This is a genomic window from Roseobacter sp. SK209-2-6 (assembly GCF_000169455.1).
Taxonomy (GTDB): Bacteria; Pseudomonadota; Alphaproteobacteria; order Rhodobacterales; family Rhodobacteraceae; genus Pseudophaeobacter.
In genome coordinates this window covers 130,209-147,337 of the sequence record NZ_AAYC01000005.1, presented here as the reverse complement: position 1 = coordinate 147,337, position 17,129 = coordinate 130,209, and the positions used below count along the sequence as shown (strand labels likewise).

Annotated in this window: 9 protein-coding genes; 6 read left to right on the top strand and 3 right to left on the bottom strand. The window is 57.4% G+C overall.

Translation table 11 applies throughout. The features are described 5' to 3' along the window. Positions 1-11: 11 nt before the first annotated feature. Positions 12-5,849 carry a hypothetical protein gene (locus RSK20926_RS09700; RefSeq protein WP_008206270.1) on the bottom strand — a complete coding sequence of 1,946 codons (5,838 nt, stop codon included), beginning with the start codon at positions 5,847-5,849 and terminating at the stop codon, positions 12-14. 415 nt (positions 5,850-6,264) lie between these two features. Here RSK20926_RS09700 and RSK20926_RS09695 point away from each other — a divergent pair, with 415 nt between their 5' ends. Further along, positions 6,265-6,558 (top strand): hypothetical protein, encoded by a 294-nt coding sequence (locus RSK20926_RS09695; RefSeq protein ID WP_037254570.1) that lies wholly within the window; start codon positions 6,265-6,267, stop codon positions 6,556-6,558. A 30-nt stretch (positions 6,559-6,588) separates the two neighbouring features. Continuing rightward, positions 6,589-7,143, top strand: a complete 555-nt coding sequence (locus RSK20926_RS09690; RefSeq protein WP_232281867.1) for a hypothetical protein — start codon at positions 6,589-6,591, stop codon at positions 7,141-7,143. 478 nt (positions 7,144-7,621) lie between these two features. Here RSK20926_RS09690 and RSK20926_RS09685 read toward each other — a convergent pair whose 3' ends face one another. Further along, positions 7,622-10,300 carry a methyl-accepting chemotaxis protein gene (locus RSK20926_RS09685; protein WP_008206265.1) on the bottom strand — a complete coding sequence of 893 codons (2,679 nt, stop codon included), beginning with the start codon at positions 10,298-10,300 and terminating at the stop codon, positions 7,622-7,624. A gap of 326 nt (positions 10,301-10,626) precedes the next feature. Here RSK20926_RS09685 and pheS point away from each other — a divergent pair, with 326 nt between their 5' ends. The 3 genes from pheS (at position 10,627) to pheT (ending at position 15,393) form a co-directional block, all read left to right on the top strand. Then, positions 10,627-11,700, top strand: coding sequence for a phenylalanine--tRNA ligase subunit alpha (gene pheS / locus RSK20926_RS09680; RefSeq protein WP_008206263.1), 1,074 nt, complete (start codon positions 10,627-10,629; stop codon positions 11,698-11,700). Between the two features lie 365 nt (positions 11,701-12,065). Then, positions 12,066-12,839 (top strand): type 1 glutamine amidotransferase, encoded by a 774-nt coding sequence (locus tag RSK20926_RS09675; protein ID WP_050773065.1) that lies wholly within the window; start codon positions 12,066-12,068, stop codon positions 12,837-12,839. Between the two features lie 157 nt (positions 12,840-12,996). After that, positions 12,997-15,393 carry a phenylalanine--tRNA ligase subunit beta gene (gene pheT / locus RSK20926_RS09670; RefSeq protein WP_008206260.1) on the top strand — a complete coding sequence of 799 codons (2,397 nt, stop codon included), beginning with the start codon at positions 12,997-12,999 and terminating at the stop codon, positions 15,391-15,393. 32 nt (positions 15,394-15,425) lie between these two features. On the opposite strand, the gene RSK20926_RS09665 is transcribed toward pheT, so the two are convergent. Then, positions 15,426-16,319 (bottom strand): LysR family transcriptional regulator, encoded by an 894-nt coding sequence (locus RSK20926_RS09665; RefSeq protein WP_008206259.1) that lies wholly within the window; start codon positions 16,317-16,319, stop codon positions 15,426-15,428. A gap of 86 nt (positions 16,320-16,405) precedes the next feature. Between RSK20926_RS09665 and RSK20926_RS09660 the strand changes: the two genes are divergently transcribed. Then, complete coding sequence (locus tag RSK20926_RS09660) at positions 16,406-17,041, top strand: class I SAM-dependent methyltransferase (RefSeq protein ID WP_008206257.1); 636 nt, start codon at positions 16,406-16,408, stop codon at positions 17,039-17,041. Positions 17,042-17,129: the final 88 nt, after the last annotated feature.

Genomic DNA, 17,129 nt, shown 5'->3' with positions numbered 1-17,129 from the left:
ATCGGTCCCCCTTACTTCAGATCTTTGAGCCATTGCACCGCAGGATGCTGATCTTTCAGCTTCTTGCTGTGATAGGCTGCATAGAGCTCTGAGAACCATTCGCCAGGAGCGCGGAACTGATAGCCGGTGATGGCCTGCTTGCGGGCTGCAAACTCGTAACTGGACCAATAACTTGGGTCTTTGTAGCTCTCATGGTAGACCCGGCCACCCACATTCAGCTTTGCGGCGATTGCAGCGCTTTGCCATGGATTGTTACCTTCACGGGCCATGTCCACATGGGCATGAACCTTGCTGCGCCGTCGTTCCCATTCCTCGGGCTCGACGGTATCAGGGCACTCGGGAAGGGCGGGGTCAGCAGTCCCAAGGATATAGTCCGCCGTATAGGTCGGATCATATTTATAGTGCCCGGCGATGGCATCAGCGATGGGTTTGACATTGATGCCGTGTTCTTGCCAGCCGCCGTAGGAGGCATTGCCTTTGACGCCCCCCATAAAGTTGCGTTGATCATCAACCGCGTGGCCTGCTTCATGCAGGGTGTTCCAAGAGAAGAAATCGACCTGCTCATCGTCCGCCGGTTTGCAATTTTCGTCAACATCGCCCACCTCATGCGGTCGCCCAAAGCCATAGACGTCGCTTAGATTGGCATTGCCCTCGCGCATCACGACTTCTTTGACGTCGCCGCCCGAGTAATAAGATCCTTTCTGGGTTTCGACATCTTCGTAACCGAAGATCTTCATCGAGTCATTGTCGCGGGTGTCATTTACAGGCAAGACCGACATCACCTCATAGAGGCGTCGAATGTTGGGTCCTTTCTTGCTGCCGTCAGCGACGATATTGGCCGCGTCGTGGCGATCGGCTGCTTCATCCTTGGCTTCGACATAGATGTTCAACTTGCAGCCATATTTCGCCTCAAATGCGACGCGCAGCACCTTGCGTTGGACCGAAGGGTCCAGATCCTTGATCATGGCGTCCAGCTGTGCATCGCCGTCGGGGCGCTCCAGGATGGATTTGATGTTGTCCGCATCCGGTGCCTGATTGCCCGCCATCTTGTTCTTTGCCACCGCATCCACGGCGACTTCCTTGGCCGTTTTGATGCGTTTTTCGGCAGTGTCGTGATCGCGCTTCTCCGCGGCTTCCGCGGCTTGCTCCAACAGTGCAGAAAGCTTCTCCAAGTCCTCGCGAATAGCGTATCGATACTCGCTCCCCAAAAGCGTTTTGTGCTGCGCCTCCAGCGCGTCGCGATCTTTGATCACCTGATCATGCCGTGCTGCCATGATCATCAAGGCGTGATGCTTGCTCATCACCTCCTCGATGGCCGCACTGGCGGTATCCAGATCGCCGCCGCTCTGCGCACCTTCCAGGGCCGCGGTAACGGCAGCTTTCAGAGCATCCGCATCTTCTTTGATGATGGCGTATTTTTCAAAGGGAGCCGTGACAGAGGTGATACGTGCAATGACACGTGTTGCCAATTCGCTCAATTGCTTATGGTGGCCGATCTCTGTCTGTAGATCCTTGCAGGCTTGCAAGGCTTCCGGAAGGGCTGCCTTGGCCGCTTTCGGATCTGAGGCAAGTTTGGCCTCAACCGCTTCCACCAGGTTTTCTGCCAGATCATGTGACTGCGCATATTGCGCTTCACTTTCCCAACGCAGGTTGTCAAAGGTTTCGCGCAGGGCCTCTACCGCTGCTTTGATCGCATCGGTGTCGTCCTCATCCATGGTTTCCAGATCTTTGCCGATACCATCCAGAGCCGCGTTGTTTTTGGCGGCGACCAGAGCGTCCTCACAATCCTGCGGCAGGACATCCAACAGGGCCTTGGCCCGGTTCATATGCCCTTTGCTCGCCAGATCCATCATGTTGGCGTATTTGCCATCCAGGCGGGCGATCAGTGGGGTGATCAGATCAGCATTCTCGTGGTCCTTCACCTCCTGAATTTTCGCTGCAAATGCCTTGCGTTTGTCCTCAAAGGCTTCGTAGTCGGTGCAACGGTCAATGACCGGCTGACAGAGGCTATTGGTCAATGTCTCCATTTCGGTGCCGGCAAAATCAAACCTGCGCTTGTCTGCCGCTGTTTCAGCATGGGCATCATTGTAACGCTTGCGCAAAGCGGCGGCTTCGGCCGCTAGCTCTGCATTTGTGGGGACCTTCCCTGCGGCAGTCTCAGCCTCTTGCACTTTGGCTTCCGCTGCTGCGCGCTTCACCTCATAGTCCGTTCGCGCCTGTAGCATATCCTTGCCACGTTCGATGACGAAATAGGTACTAGCACAGAGGCTCTGCGCCGGGGTGTAGGAACGGGTTTCAAGCAGGCCTGCAATGGCAGCTTTGGCATCGGCAACCTCTTGTCGTTCGGCCGCTACCAAAGCGTCGCCTGCAATCAGTGCCTCGCGGTCAATGATCCAAACCTGACGCTGCCGAATGGTTTCTACATAGTCCGCACGATACTTTTCATAGGCCTTTGCGCGGTCCATATCCGCCGTGACCTTGGATGTGGCCGCCGCATGTTTGCCCGCAGCCCAATCGGTGGTGAAGGCTGTCTCAAACGCCGTAAGGCGATCGATTTCGACCTGAAGGCTCGCCTTTGCATCAATCGGATTGGTATGGGTGAGCGCTTCATCACGCGCAAGGACCAGTCTATTTTTTGCCCAGGCCAGCCAAAGCACCGGGTTTTTGGCCTTTTTGTAGAGCGCCAGTTTTTTGCGCGCTTTCTGTACTTCGGTATTGGCCTCATTCACTTTGGCAAGACCGGTTCCAAAATCAAATCCGGGGTCCTTCACGGCATCATCTGCTGCGGTTAGCAAGGCGGTGATGATTGGCAAATCGGTGCTCAGGCAATTGTCATTGGCGGCGCTGCCCGTGGGCAGTTCATTTTCAACTGCTGGCTTGATCGCCGCACGCAGGGTGGTAAAGGCCGCTTTGCAGGCGATACTGTCGATGACCGCTTCGAGTTGCGAAATCGCATTGCCCAGATGCTCGCGGATTTTGTCATGATCAGGATCCGGACCAACGGAGGCATCGCGTCCTTTTTGAGCCTCAGCATCTGCAGTCCCGCGCAGGGCGGTAAAGGTGCCGTCGTCCTTTCCTTCAACAAATTTCGCCAGGTCATCATAGTTTTTGAAGGCCGCAACAACGTCCTTGTCGACCGCAGCCAGCACATCGTCCTTTTTCAACTTGGCCATTTCGGTGCGCATGTCGATCAGATTTTTGGCCACATCCGCGGCGGCATCTGCTGCATTGGCACTATCTAAGGCACTTTTATAGTCCCGCGTTGCTGCGAGCGTGGCAGCCTGGCGCAGATGTGCATCGGCAGTGGCCAATTCATCCGTTGCGGTTGAGGCCTCGGGGAGCTTGCGCAGATCTTCCAGCCGGGTTTTCACCGCATCGCGCTTGGTCTTATAGGCCACATAATCCGCAGCCCGTGCCTCATAGCTGGGCCAATCCGCCTGACTGGATTGCAAGAGGCGCGTGGCGCTGTCGAATTTGCGCAGGATGGCATCGGATGCGGCACTGGTGGAGTCACTCTCCATCCGCTCAATCACGTCCTCAATGCCTTCCTTTCCGGCATGGGCTTTGAAATCGCGCAATTTGGCATCAAAGATCGCCCGGAGATCGACATAGGCTTCGGCCTTCTGTCCACGGGTCCACAGATCATTCGCATCGCGCCTTGCCAGTGTCAGGCGTTCGCTGGCCTTCAAGACATCTGCTTCGGCTGCGGGTAGAGAGGCGTCATAGGCGGCCTGAACCCTGTCGATACCCGTCTTCAGCAAGAGTTTGACCGGATCGGGAAAGCCATTCAAAGCGTTGAGGTAGTCCAGCACGGTTCCGATGAGGCCAGTGTCGGACGCATCCGCAGGGTCGCCATCCACGGCCTTGGCCCGGTCCAGCAGCAACTCTAGCTTTTGGTGCAACTGCGGCACCTTGTTCATCTCTTCAACGGCTTCGGGATACTTCTCCTCTCCGGCCTTTTGAACGCCTTTGTCATAGGTATCTATCAGCGCATCAATTGCTGCCTGGACAGGCGCGCGCGCCGCGACCATGGCACGTTTCGGCGTGACCAAGTTCATGCGGTCCATCTGGATTTTTCGGTAATGGGCAAAGCCATCCGCAAGGGCTTCAACCACATCCGCCAGCGAGAGAAAGGCGCCAATGCGCCCGGCGGCCCCTTTGAAGTCGAAACCTGCCGCATCTGCTTCTGCGGCTTTTACCTCATCTTCCAGATCCTTGAGCTTGCCTTTGATCGGATCGATATCATGGGTTGCATGGGCCTGGATCGGAACCAGGCGCGCCACGAACAGCGGGTGCTGTTTCTCCCAGGCCTCCTTGTCCAGGGTGAGCTGTTTCACCTTGGGTTCCAACTCTGCCAGAAGAGCTGCGGCTTCGGTTGCGGCAGCCTCCAACTCCTTGACCTCTTTGTCCTCGGCAATCGCCAGCATTTTTGCGGCGCTTTTGATGGGCAGTTCCCAGTCCTTTGGTTGCGGCGTTCCAAATGCCGCGATCAGCCCTTCAACCCTGGTGAGGTCGCCCTTCACCTTGTCGATTTTACCAAGGGCTTTGTTGCGTGCAGGGTCGTCAGAGGCAGGTTTGTCATCATCGGCCTTGTCAGCCTCATCCCCTGCCTGCGCTTGTGGGGCTTCGCTCTGCTGGGGTGAGCCACCTTCCGATGGTGCAGGGGCAGCCTCATCAAGCCCTAGGGCGGAGCGCAACCGCCCGACAATCTTGTTCGCGGTGTCAAAATCACCAGTGCTTGCTGCTTTAAGAGCCATCTCCCAGGCCGCGCCAACCTTGGTTGAGCGCGCGTCCTTGGCCTTCACAATCTCCATGACCTTGGGCTCGAGCTGCGCCTTTGTGGCTTCCCAAGCCTGGAGTTTCTGTCGCGTATCGTCTCCCTTATCGACCTCTTCCTGAGCGGCAGTTTTCTCGGCCTCCGCCGCTTGCGAAAGCAAATTGGAAAGCGGCCCCAAGGCCTTTAACGCGGCCGCGTAATCACCCGCCTCGGCTTTGCCCTGAGCAAAGGACCAAACAGCGCGAATTTTGTCCGGGTCACCTTTGCCCGATTTCAGGGTCTTGGCCACATGCGGCGCCACCTTCGAGGAGGTGACCTCCCAGCGTTCTGCAAGGGGGTCTGGTTTCTCTCCGGCCTCTTCTGCTGGATTTCCATCCGGGCCCCCATCTGGGGGCGGCGGAGGAGGGGGCGCGCTTGGGATACTCGCTGCTTTGTTTAGTGCATTCGAAAGTTGCTCAAGCAGCGCTTCGGCCTTGTCAATCTTGCCTGATGCGGCAAGCGCGGCGGCTTTTTTTAAGCCCTCGGCCAGCTTGTCTTTTACGGGTCCTGCCAGCTTCGCTATGCCAGCGTTCAACTCTTTGATCTGCGCTTTGATCGCGGCCAGAGGGTCCTCTGCCTCTTCTGGTCCGGATGCGGCAGCGGGTGCGGTCTCTTCCGGCGGGGGGGCAGCGCTGTCGGGAGCTTGGCTCTCTGCCTGGCCTTCCTGCTCGCCCTCATCATCGCCCTCAAAAGCTTCGCCTCCGGGGGTTAGGACCGCCAGTTTGATCGGAATACTATTGGCGCGAAAGAAAACACGGAAGTTTTTGACCAGACCAGCTGGCGGGTCACTTTTGCACATGAGCTTCAGAAGCTGACCATCGACACTTAGCGTGCCGTAGCAGGACTTCTGTGGCTGAACGCCATTCTCCTTTTTGACTTTCAAAAGGAGTTTATCGCCACCGCGTTCCTTATGCATCATGATGGCGCAATCCTCGGGCTTTTTGCCGAGGGCCAGTGCAAAGTTCAGTTCCTTGTTACGAGCCAGCTTAATCTTCTGCTTGAGCTCGTTTACAGCGTCCTTATCCAAAGGCATGACACCCCCCAACCAATTATCAGATCACTTGAAAAACGTGAAAAATCGACGGGCCCAAAGCAGTGGCCCTGCCGATCAGGATGCACAGACAAAGTGGTTTCGTCCAGAGTTTTGCCAGTTGTTTGGGGTTCAGAACCGTTTCGACAGCAGTAAATGATCCACGAAACTGGTCTGATCCAGCCACAAAAAAGGACGCGGGTCAAAGAGCCCCGCGCCCGGATATCGTTCTAAAAAAGGATTTTCGACAGCCACCACTCACGAATCTGTCGGCGTCGGACTGTGGAAAAGCTTATCGTTATTCACGAAAGTGTCAATGTGATACTTTTTGGGGCTAAATTCAGCAAAACTGGTTTACTTTTTGCACTGATGCGCCAATTATATAGGCACAGTGGCACGACTGGTTCAGGTAAAGAAGATGACGGAACTCTCAAAACTTACCGAGTTACGAAAACTGTTGCAGGACATGGAGCAATCCCTGGGTTTGCAGGAACTTTCGACTGTAGAAAAAGATGTCTACTACGCGGCAAGTGATGTTGCTGTGGCTCCAGGCCCGGTAAAAACGACTGCTTTGCTGGATCACCGGCTCGTCGCAGATGTTTCTCGTCCGACCTTTTTTAGGGCATTGAAGTCTTTGGTTCAGAAAGGCTACTTGGTTCATTCGGAAAATTCTGCGCGTGGTTATTACTTTGTTAAGTCCCCCGAAAGATAACTGCTAAAGAGCAAGTTATGAGGGGCAAGGGTGTTTCTGCAGACAATAGCTAAGGAAGCCGGCGTTGTTTCGTCTGCTTATGTCGTGGCTTTCTTTGTCACGTTTGAGCTACTCATGCCTGTGCAGGCCTTGTTTTTTCCGGAGTTTCCGAGCCGGGCGAGCCTGCTTTTTCTGCCGCACGGGGTGCGCGTACTTTCGGCTTGGCTCTTGGGATGGCGCTCTATCTTAGCGCTTTTGCCAGGGGTGTTTCTTGTATTTCTTTATGTCGCGGGAACAGGTGCGTTTGTTCCTAGTCGGCTTGCGGCGATTGCCATTGCGGTTTCGGTCCCGACCGTCATCTTCTTTGTTCTGAGACTGGCCGGATGGGACCTGCACCCTCAGGTCGGGAAGAACCCGCGCTGGGTCTGGATCATGATCGCAGGGTTGATCATTTCGGTGGTAACCTCGTTCCTTACCAACTGGGTTTTTGACAGTTCATTGGAAGATTACTTTGCCTATCTCATTGGTGATTTCTTCGGGTTGTTCTTCCTTCTTTTGCTCCTCTTGCTCGGGCTCAGACATTTTGAGCGTGTAAGAGCGCCGTAGTTCCCGTATCGCGAACTTACCTGCATCATCCTCAGATCGCTGACGGCACTTTCACCCAGTGGCGCCTCTTCAAATGATCTATCAAGATGCGGCGCCTGACTCTGTTCGGGGAGGGCGAGCCAAATGAGGGTGGCACCTGAATCCAGAGTTCCTCACCCTTTCATGAGCTGGGCGCTGAAACGACCTTTTCTCACTCATTCAGCGTTTTAGCTTCAGCTTTTCAAGCCAATGGTGCTTTGCAAAGTGGATTGCCCTGAAAAGTGAGGCCCGTTCCAATCACTAAGGCCAGTCACTAAGGCCAGTCACTAAGGGAAGAAAGCTGCGGGATCAGAGAGCCTGGCCGTCACTGCAAATGTGTTGGTCGAGTTTTCTCGGATAGGAAACGGCTCGCACAAAAATCCCCTCCCGCTAATTGCAGGAGGGGCAAATTTTCGGAAATGAGGTGAAGGGTGCAGAGGTGCGGCTTGCCTTGGTTTGGCTAACCGGTCCAGGCCATATCTTCTTCACCATCCCCATCTTGTGCCTGCCAATTCTCTTCTTCTGCAGGAGCTGAGGCATGGGTGCGGAACCGGCCAAGGGCGGAATCCATGGCCTGCGCTTCATGCGAGAGGCCGATACTGGAAGAGGTGACCTCTTCAAAGAGGGCTGCGTTCTTAGCAGTGGAATCGTCCAGTTGTCCCATGGCAGTATTGATTTCCTGCAGGCTGCGGGACTGCTCTGATGAAGCCTCGGAAATATCCTGCATCAAAGAGGCAGCACCCGTCACCGAAGAGGAAATTACTTTGATCACAGCGCCGGTGCGCTCGACCAGATCGGCGCCCATTTCAACGTTCTCACCGCTTTCAGCCACCAGGGCAGAAATTTCTGTGGCTGCTTCTTTGGAGCGATGGGCGAGGGTGCGAACTTCGGAAGCGACGACGGCAAACCCCTTACCAACAGATCCAGCGCGTGCGGCCTCAACCCCGGCGTTCAGGGCCAGGAGGTTGGTCTGTTGTGCGATGCTCTCGATCATGCCGATAATCTGCGAGATCTTGTGAGAGCTCTCCTTGATACCTTCCATCGCTTCAAAGGTGCGCTGAACAACCTCCAGGCTTTCCTCTGCGCTTACCCGTGCCTTTTCGACAGAGGTGGAAGCCTCTCCCGAAGCACTTGCTGTATGGGTGATCGACACGGATAGCTGATTGACAGCCGCAGCAGTGCCTGCCAGCGTTTGAGCCGTGCGTTCCGAGCGTTCAGAGAGGTCGCGCGAGGCCGCAGAAATCTCTGTGGTGCCGCCGGCAATTGATTTGCCGCTGGTGGTGAGGCTTCCCATTGATTGCTCCAGGCCATCCAGAGCGGCATTGAAGTCATCCCGGAGCTTGGCATAGCCGTCGCTCATCTCCGTTTCGATGCGGAAGGTCAAATCGCCATGGGCCAAGCGATCCAGGCCGTCTCCGATCGCATTGACCGCTGCAGTCTGCTCCGCTTGCCTGCGCGCGCGCTCTGCCTCTGTGGCTTTGGACATCTCTTCTTTTTCGACCAAGCCGTCGCGAAAGACCGAAAGCGCCTGAGCGATGCGACGAATTTCATCGCTGGAGCGATCATAGCCTTTGACCGGGCTAAGGTCGCCATCCGCCAGATGCTCGGTGGTTTCGCTGATTTTTGCCAAGGGTCGCGTGACGAAAACCCGTGTCAGGAAAAGCGCAAGGATCAGGACGCCGCCAGACAGCAACATCAGCATTTGCATCTGCTTTTGGGCACCGGTCATTTCAGCGGTAATGCCAACCGCCATTTCCGCGATTTCGCTCTGGCTGGCCTGCCCCAGTTCTGCAGCGTGTTCGGAAATGCTGAGAATGACACGCGCAGTATCCAAAGAGGCAACCGCTGCGGCCTCATCTGCTTGCAAGGAGGCGACCTTGAATACGGCCAGCCCTTTTCCGGGGTCGGCCATGGCGATCATGGCTTTCAATTCGGTTGCAAGACGCCCGTTGTTAAAGTTGAGGTGTTTGCCGAGTTCCGCTGCTGCCTCTTGCAGCGGGGCAGAAGCTTCTTCCGCCATAGTAACATCGGAAGCTGTCACAATATTCAGGGCCGCAAGCTGGAAGCTGCTGATTGTGCCATTGATGACAAGCAACCTTTGCAAAACGCCGACCTGATTGTCCAAGAGGCCCTGAATTGCGCTTTGGTTGTCGGTGCTGGCCTGGCTTGCGGCCACAGACAGGGTGAAGATCATCTTGTCCAAGGCTCGTGTCAGGGGGGCGGAACTGCTTTTGCGAGCCTTCAGAACGGCTTTGCGGCTTTCCTTCTGCTCTTTTCGGCTGGCAGTCAGGGTCTCTTTGAACACGCCGATCCCCTTGCGAACGCGCTTGGCGTCAAAGGCGCTGAGGCCGAGGGTCTCCAGGTCCTTCATGATCGGATCAAGCCGTTCAATGGCGGTGCTGGCCATCTCCTTAAGGGCTTTACGGGTCGGGACGTCGCGCACATGGCCCAGGGCCAGGGCGGCACCAGACAAGAGGTTAATGTCGGCGCGGGCTTCCAGCAGGGTCTGCAGGCCACCAAATTGCTTTTCCACCAGATCTGTCAGAACGGAATCAACCTGTGCGATGGTGTCATCGCCTCCCTGCATCAGGTTCTTGTGCGCATCATCCGCAACCATCGAAAGACGGTCCTGAAGTGCGACGCTGAGCGTCTGCAGGCTTGCGGTTTGTGTCTCGATCCAGACCTGGTTCCGGAATGCGCTGTTGCGGGCATCGGTCAACGTTTGCAGGGTGGTGGAAACTTCTGCGGTTTCGGATTCGAAACTCCCACGCAGCTCTGCGGGGAGGGCGGCTGTTGCCTGGGCGAGTGTTGAGGCGGCCTTTGCCACATCTTCTTCGGCAGCCGCCAATTCGGCCTCATCGCTGGCCAAGAGGATTTTGGTCATCGCATCCTTGGTGACATCTGCCGCTGCACCAAGTTGATTGCTGACCTCCAGCTGTGGAAGCTTCTCTGACGAGAGGACGCGCATTTGCGAACTTACCTCGGTGAAAACGATATTCACCAAAACGCCGCCCAAGGCTGATGCCGCGCCCAAAGCGACCAGAATGAGCGTGATCTTGGCGCCGATGCTGGAAAAAAGCTTAAAACCCTTTCCGGACTTTTTCTTTTTTACGGCTTTCTTGGAATTCTCTTTAGTCATCTATTCACCCGTTGGTCCTGTTGCTGGGCCGTCGTGCATCAAAAACTAAACCCATTAACGGTCGCGCCATTCGCCTGGCTAAAACCCGAGCAGAGGAAAACAGGAAGAGGTTGAAAAAAGTATGAGTGCTTCACAAAAAAAACAGAGGATTTTAGGGAAAACCGGCTGCTGGGGCAGGGGGCGGTCTCTTGCATCCTCCGAAACTACCCTTCCTGGTCTGAAATCTGAGGTTCTTGTGGCACTTCCTAGGGGTGGGGCGCTCTGCGGCTCTTGCTTTCAGCAGAACTTATGGTAGCAGGGCCTAAGCTGAAACTCAGGGGACCGTCATGGACGATCTTAAGGCAAAATACCTATCCGAAATCGCCGCTGCTGCGGATGAAAACGCACTGGAGGCCATTCGCCTGGCCGCCGTTGGCAAAAAGGGCGAGGTGAGCCTGAAAATGCGCGAGCTGGGCAAGATGAGCCCAGAAGAGCGTCAGGTCGCTGGACCTGCGTTGAATGCGCTGAAAGATGAGATCAATTCGGCGCTGGTGGCGAAGAAATCGGCTCTGGCGGATGCTGCTCTGGACGAACGTTTGCGCACCGAATGGTTGGATGTGACGCTGCCAACGCGCCCATCGCGCCGCGGCAGTCTGCACCCGATCAGCCAGGCCAGCGAAGAGATCACCGCGATCTTTGCCGAGCTGGGCTTCTCCGTTGCTGAAGGTCCGCGCATTGATACTGACTGGTATAACTTTGATGCGCTGAACATTCCCGGCCACCACCCTGCGCGTGCCGAGATGGACACCTTCTATATGCACCGCGCCGAAGGCGATAACCGCCCGCCGCATGTGTTGCGCACCCATACCAGCCCCGTACAGATCCGCTCGATGGAAAAGATGGGCGCGCCCCTGCGCATCATTTGCCCCGGTGGCGTCTACCGCGCCGACTATGATCAGACCCATACGCCGATGTTCCACCAGGTCGAAGGCCTGGCGCTGGACAAGGACATCTCGATGGCGAACCTCAAGTGGGTGCTGGAGGAATTTGTCAAAAGCTTCTTTGAGGTGGATGATGTCGAGCTGCGCTTCCGCGCCTCGCATTTTCCCTTCACCGAACCTTCCGCCGAAGTGGACATTCGTTGTTCCTGGGACAATGGCCAGCTGAAGATCGGCGAAGGTGACGACTGGATGGAGATCCTCGGCTCCGGCATGGTGCACCCAAAAGTCATCGCCGCCGGCGGTATCGACCCGGAGGTCTATCAGGGTTTTGCCTTTGGTATCGGCATCGACCGTCTGGCGATGCTGAAATACGGCATCCCCGACCTGCGCGCTTTCTTCGACAGCGACCTGCGCTGGCTGCGCCACTACGGCTTCCAATGCCTGGATGTGCCGACCCTGCACGGCGGGCTAAGCCGGTAATACCCGAAGATTGCAAAGAAACTTGCGCCCGCCTGTTTCAGGCGGGCGTTTTGCGTTCCGAGTAGTGGTTCTTGTTCAGCCAGGCCTTCAGGCCGGGCCGCGCCTGACCTTCCCGTCAACCCACAGGTTTGCCTCCGGCAAAACGGGAAGGCGCTTTGCACCTCCCCTAGGTCAGGCATTGCCCTTCGCTTAAGTCGTGATTGCGCCTGCCCGCCGGGGCGGGTGCCTGCCTTTGAAGTGTTCCTGCCAGGGCTGCTGAATTTTCGGCACTTCGCATTTGCGACCTTTGGGATGTCGCGTGGTGAAAAGCCAGTTTTGCCTCTGCGCCTTATGTAGCGGCGAAAGACGGCAGAGGAGGCGCGGTGATGGCCACTATTCTGATTCTCGAAAGCAATACGCCAGATATGGTTGCGAACGGGCAGGCCGCCTCTGGCGGGTTTGTGCAGAGCTTTGCAGCGCTGGCCCCTGAGGCCGGGGTGAAGATCCTGAACCCCTATGCGCGTGCATTTTCAGCCAAAGAGCTGGAGGGTGTTACCGGAGTTGTCTTCACCGGGGCCGGGGTGGCCTGGTCCACCGATGCAGCCGAGGCAGCCCCTCTGCGCCGCTGGATGGAAGGCGTCCTGAAGGCTGGCCTGCCTGTCTGGGGCTCGTGCAATGGCATGCAACTGGCTGCGGTGGTACTGGGCGGCGCGGTAGGGGCCTCCCCGAACGGGTTCGAGGTTGGTGTCGCGCGGAAGGTGCAGCTGACCGAAGCGGGGGCCGCCCATGCCATGCTGGCAGGCCGCCGCAACGGCTTTGCGGTCCCCTGCATCCACCGCGACGAGGTGCAGCGCCTGCCGAAAGGCGCAGAGCTGCTGGCAGGGAATGCTCATTCGCCGGTGCAGGCCTTTGTCTATGAGCAGGGCGGCGCAAGGGTCTGGGCAACGCAATATCATCCGGAACTGGCTGCAGCGGGCATCGCGGCCTATCTGCGCAGCAAGGGGATCTTCTCACTGCATCAGGCCCTAGCGGAGGATCTGGAGCAGGCAGAGACCTGCGAAGACAGTGCTGCGCGGCTGGGCACTTCGCGGCAGGCCCTGTCGCTGCAGGCCAGGAGCACAGAGCTGGCCAATTGGCTGCAAATGCTGCGGCAAGACTGACCCGGCCGTCTCCCCCCTAATAATGTACGCAGATGTGCGCTTTTGCACCGCTGGCCCGGCTCTGACCCAGCGAAGCGGCGGCAAGGCTTGCACATGGGGGCAATCTTTGTCATTGCCTCTTGGAAACACGCATGGCTTGCCACAGGATCCTAGACCGATGAAATTCACTCTTTCCTGGCTGAAAGACCACCTGGACACCGAGGCTTCGGTGGATGAGATCGCCGAAACCCTGACCGATCTGGGGCTTGAGGTTGAAGAGATCAGTAACCCAGCAGACCGGCTCAAGGATTTTACCCTGGGCTATGTGAAACATGCTGAAAAACACCCGGATGCGGATAAGCTGCGGGTCTGCAAGGTCGAGACCGATGAGGGCGAGATGCAGATCATCTGCGGCGCGCCCAATGCTCGCGAAGGTATCACCGTGGTGGTCTGCAAGCCGGGCATGTATATCCCTGGCCTCGACATTACCATTGGTGTCGGGAAAATCCGTGGCGTCGAGAGCTTTGGCATGATGGCCTCCGAGCGGGAGCTGGAGCTGTCGGATGAGCATGACGGCATCATTGAACTGCCCTCTGGCGAGGTTGGCGACCGCTTTGTCGATTGGCTGGCGGAAAATCAGCCAGCCAAGGTTGATCCCGTGATCGAGATCGCCATCACCCCGAACCGTCCCGATGCGCTGGGCGTTTACGGCATTGCCCGCGATCTGGCGGCACGTGGCCTGGGTACTCTGAAGACTCCAGAATTCGAACCGGTGCAGGGCAGCTTTGCCAGCCCGATCAATGTCAGCATCGACGAAGACACCCAGGACGGCTGCCCGCTGTTCACCGGCCGCCTGATCAAAGGCGTCAAGAACGGCCCCAGCCCGGCCTGGCTGCAGGACCGGCTGAAGGCCATCGGGTTGCGCCCGATCTCGGCCCTGGTGGATATCACCAATTTCTTCACATTCGATCAGAACCGCCCGTTGCATGTTTTTGATGCCGCAAAAGTTTCTGGCGATCTGCGCATTCACCGGGCCCAGGGTGGTGAAACCCTGAAGGCGCTGGATGAGAAAGAATATACCTTTGGGGCGGGCCAGATGGTCATCTCCGACGCCAATGGTGCTGAAAGCATTGCCGGCATCATGGGCGGCGAGGAAACCGGCTGCACCGAAGAAACCGTGGACGTCTTCCTCGAAAGCGCCTTCTGGGATCATGTGCAGATTGCCCTGACCGGGCGTGCGCTCAAGATCAATTCCGATGCGCGCTACCGTTTTGAACGCGGTGTCGACCCTGAGTACACTCTGGAAGGTCTGCATCAGGCCACCCGGATGATCATTGAACTCTGTGGCGGCGAGGCCTCTGAGGTGGTGATCGCCGGTGATGTGCCGGATCACGCCCGCGCCTACAAGCTGGACGCAGGCCGGGTGCAGTCCCTGGTCGGCATGGAAATCCCGGAAAGCGACCAGCGCCAGACCCTGACCCGTCTTGGCTTCCGTCTGGAGGGCAATATGGCCCATGTGCCCAGCTGGCGCCCGGATGTTCAGGGAGAGGCCGATCTGGTGGAAGAGGTGGCGCGGATTGCCTCGCTGACCAAGCTAAAGGGCAAGCCGCTGGCACGGGTTACTGATGGTATTCCCAAGCCGGTGATGACGCCACAGCAGCGCCGCCAGCAGATGGCGCGCCGCACGGCGGCCAGCCTCGGCTATAACGAAGTGGTCGGTTATACCTTTATCGATAAGGCCTCGGCTGCGCTCTTTGGTGGGGGCGATGATGCCACCATGCTGGCCAACCCGATCTCATCGGAGATGTCGCATATGCGTCCCGCCCTGCTGCCGGGCCTGTTGCAGGCCGCGGCCCGCAACCAGGCGCGCGGCTATATGGATCAGGCACTGTTTGAAGTTGGCCCAGCCTTTCACGGTGGGGAGCCGGGTGAACAGCACAATCTGATCTCCGGTATCCTGGTGGGCCGCAACGGGCCCAAGGATGTGCATGGCGCCTCACGCGATGTGGATACTTTTGACGCCAAGGCGGACATTGAAGCGATCCTCTCTGCGATTGGGGCGCCCGCCAAGGTGCAGATCCTGCGTGGCGCACAGAGCTGGTGGCACCCCGGTCGCCATGGCAAGATTTGCCTGGGCCCCAAGAAGGTTCTGGGGATCTTTGGTGAGCTGCACCCCAAGGTGATTTCGGAAATGGGCGTCAAGGGCCCGGTCGTCGGCTTCACCATCTGGCCGGATGAGGTGCCATTGCCACGCAAAAGCGGCGCCACACGGGCAGCGCTGGAAGCCAGCGACCTGCAGGCCGTCGAACGTGACTTTGCCTTTGTTGTCGATGAAGGCGTGGAAGCACTGACATTGGTCAATGCAGCAGCTGGTGCGGATAAAGCCCTGATCGAGGATGTTCGCGTCTTTGACGAGTTCATCGGTGGCTCTTTGGGTGAAGGGAAGAAATCTCTGGCCATGACCGTTCGCCTGCAACCCAGCGACAAGACCCTGAAGGAAAAGGACATCGAAGCGGTGAGCGAAAAGATCATCGCCAAGGTGACCAAAGCCACTGGCGGCACACTGCGGGGCTGAAACCCAGCCATTGCCTAGAAAAGAGACGCGCCCTAAGGGGCGCGTTTTTGTTTTTCAGTGAAAAACTCAGCCAGAAGATCAAAAACCAATCGGATCCTTCGGCTGGTATGCAGCTCACGGTGAGTGGTGAGCCAGACCGGGAACACAATTGGATCCATCTCTGGCAAGAGGGGTTCTATGCCTGTTGCCGCAGCGGCGACATCATCCGCCATGGGGCAGATGCCAAAGCCCTGTTTTACCAGCTCCCATGCGGCCAGCCCGCTATTGCTGCCGATTTTGAAGTTCTCGGCAGTGAGATGGATGCCCAAGGGCGTGAAAAACTCGATAGAACGCTCCGCCGTGCTGAAGCTTACAAAGTCATGGTTGGAAAAATCCGCCAGGCTGCGGGGGCGGCCGCGCCGTTCCAGATAGCTGGTTGCGGCGTAGAAACGGGCAGTGGGTTCCTGTACCAAACGGGTGATCAGCTCTGGCTGCTCGGGGCGAACATGGCGAATGGCAATATCGGCCTCCCGGCGCATCAGATCGCGGATGTCATTGGCTGCCACCAGATCAATTGTCAGACGCGGTGCGCGCAGGCGTAGCTCATGCAGAACAGGGGGTAATACAAAGGCGGTTGTGACATCGCTGGCGGTGATCCGGATCGTGCCCTCGATGCTCTGTGTTTGTCCACTGGCGGCCAGTTGCAACCCATCGACCGCTTTGCCAACCTTTTGACTATGCGCCAGAAGTTCCCGGCCCGCATCTGTCAGCGAAAGCGATTTGCCCAGCCGCTCGAACAGGAGGAGGCCAAGGTCCGCTTCCAGGGCCGCGACCTGCCGCGACAGGGTCGGTTGGGTCAGGCCCAGTTTGCGCGCCGCTGCCGAAAGCGATCCGGTTTCAGCGGTTTTGAGAAAGGCGCGAATATGGTTCCAGTCAGGCTCAATCATGCAAATATGTATAAGGCAATTGCGAATTTCGGCAATTCATATGTGGTTTGCGCATATGTAACCTATGGCGGCAAAGGAGAGCTGTAATGACTGCCGATATGAAGTTCTGGGACAATATTGCGCCGAAATATGCCAAATCGTCGATCCGCGATGAGGAATCCTACCGCTATGCGCTGGGTCGCACCCGTTCGTATCTGAAGCCAAACGACCGGGTTTTGGAACTGGGCTGCGGTACGGCCTCAACCGCCATTGAGCTGGCGAAGGGCGTCGAAAGCTTTGTCGCAACAGATATTTCGGATGGGATGCTCGCGGTTGGGCGCCAGCGCGCGCAGGAGGCGGGTGCTGATAACCTCACCCTCTTGCACCGCCCGGCAGAGGATCTGGCCGATGGGGAGTTTGACGCCGTTCTTGCGCATAATTTGTTGCACCTTATTCCAAATCTTGAGGAGGTCCTTCGCAATGTGGCGGCAAAACTGCCCACGGGTGGGTTGTTTATCTCCAAAACCCCCTGTCTTGGGGAGCAGGTCGGCACCTGGAAGTACTATATGTTCAAGGTGGCTATCCCCTTGATGAAGCTCGTTGGAAAGGCGCCGTCATTTGTGGATTTTACCCGTATGCAGGATCTAGAGGCCGCGGTGCAGGCCGCTGGTTTCGAGATCATCGAGACCGGGAATTACCCGCCTTCGACGCCGAGCCGTTATCTCGTCGCCCGCAAGCGCTGAGGGGCCCGGTTGCGGCGCGGGGAGATTTCCGGCTGGCCTAGGTCCGCGTTCCGGCTTAAGCCTTGTCTCCGAACATAGCACAGGAGCG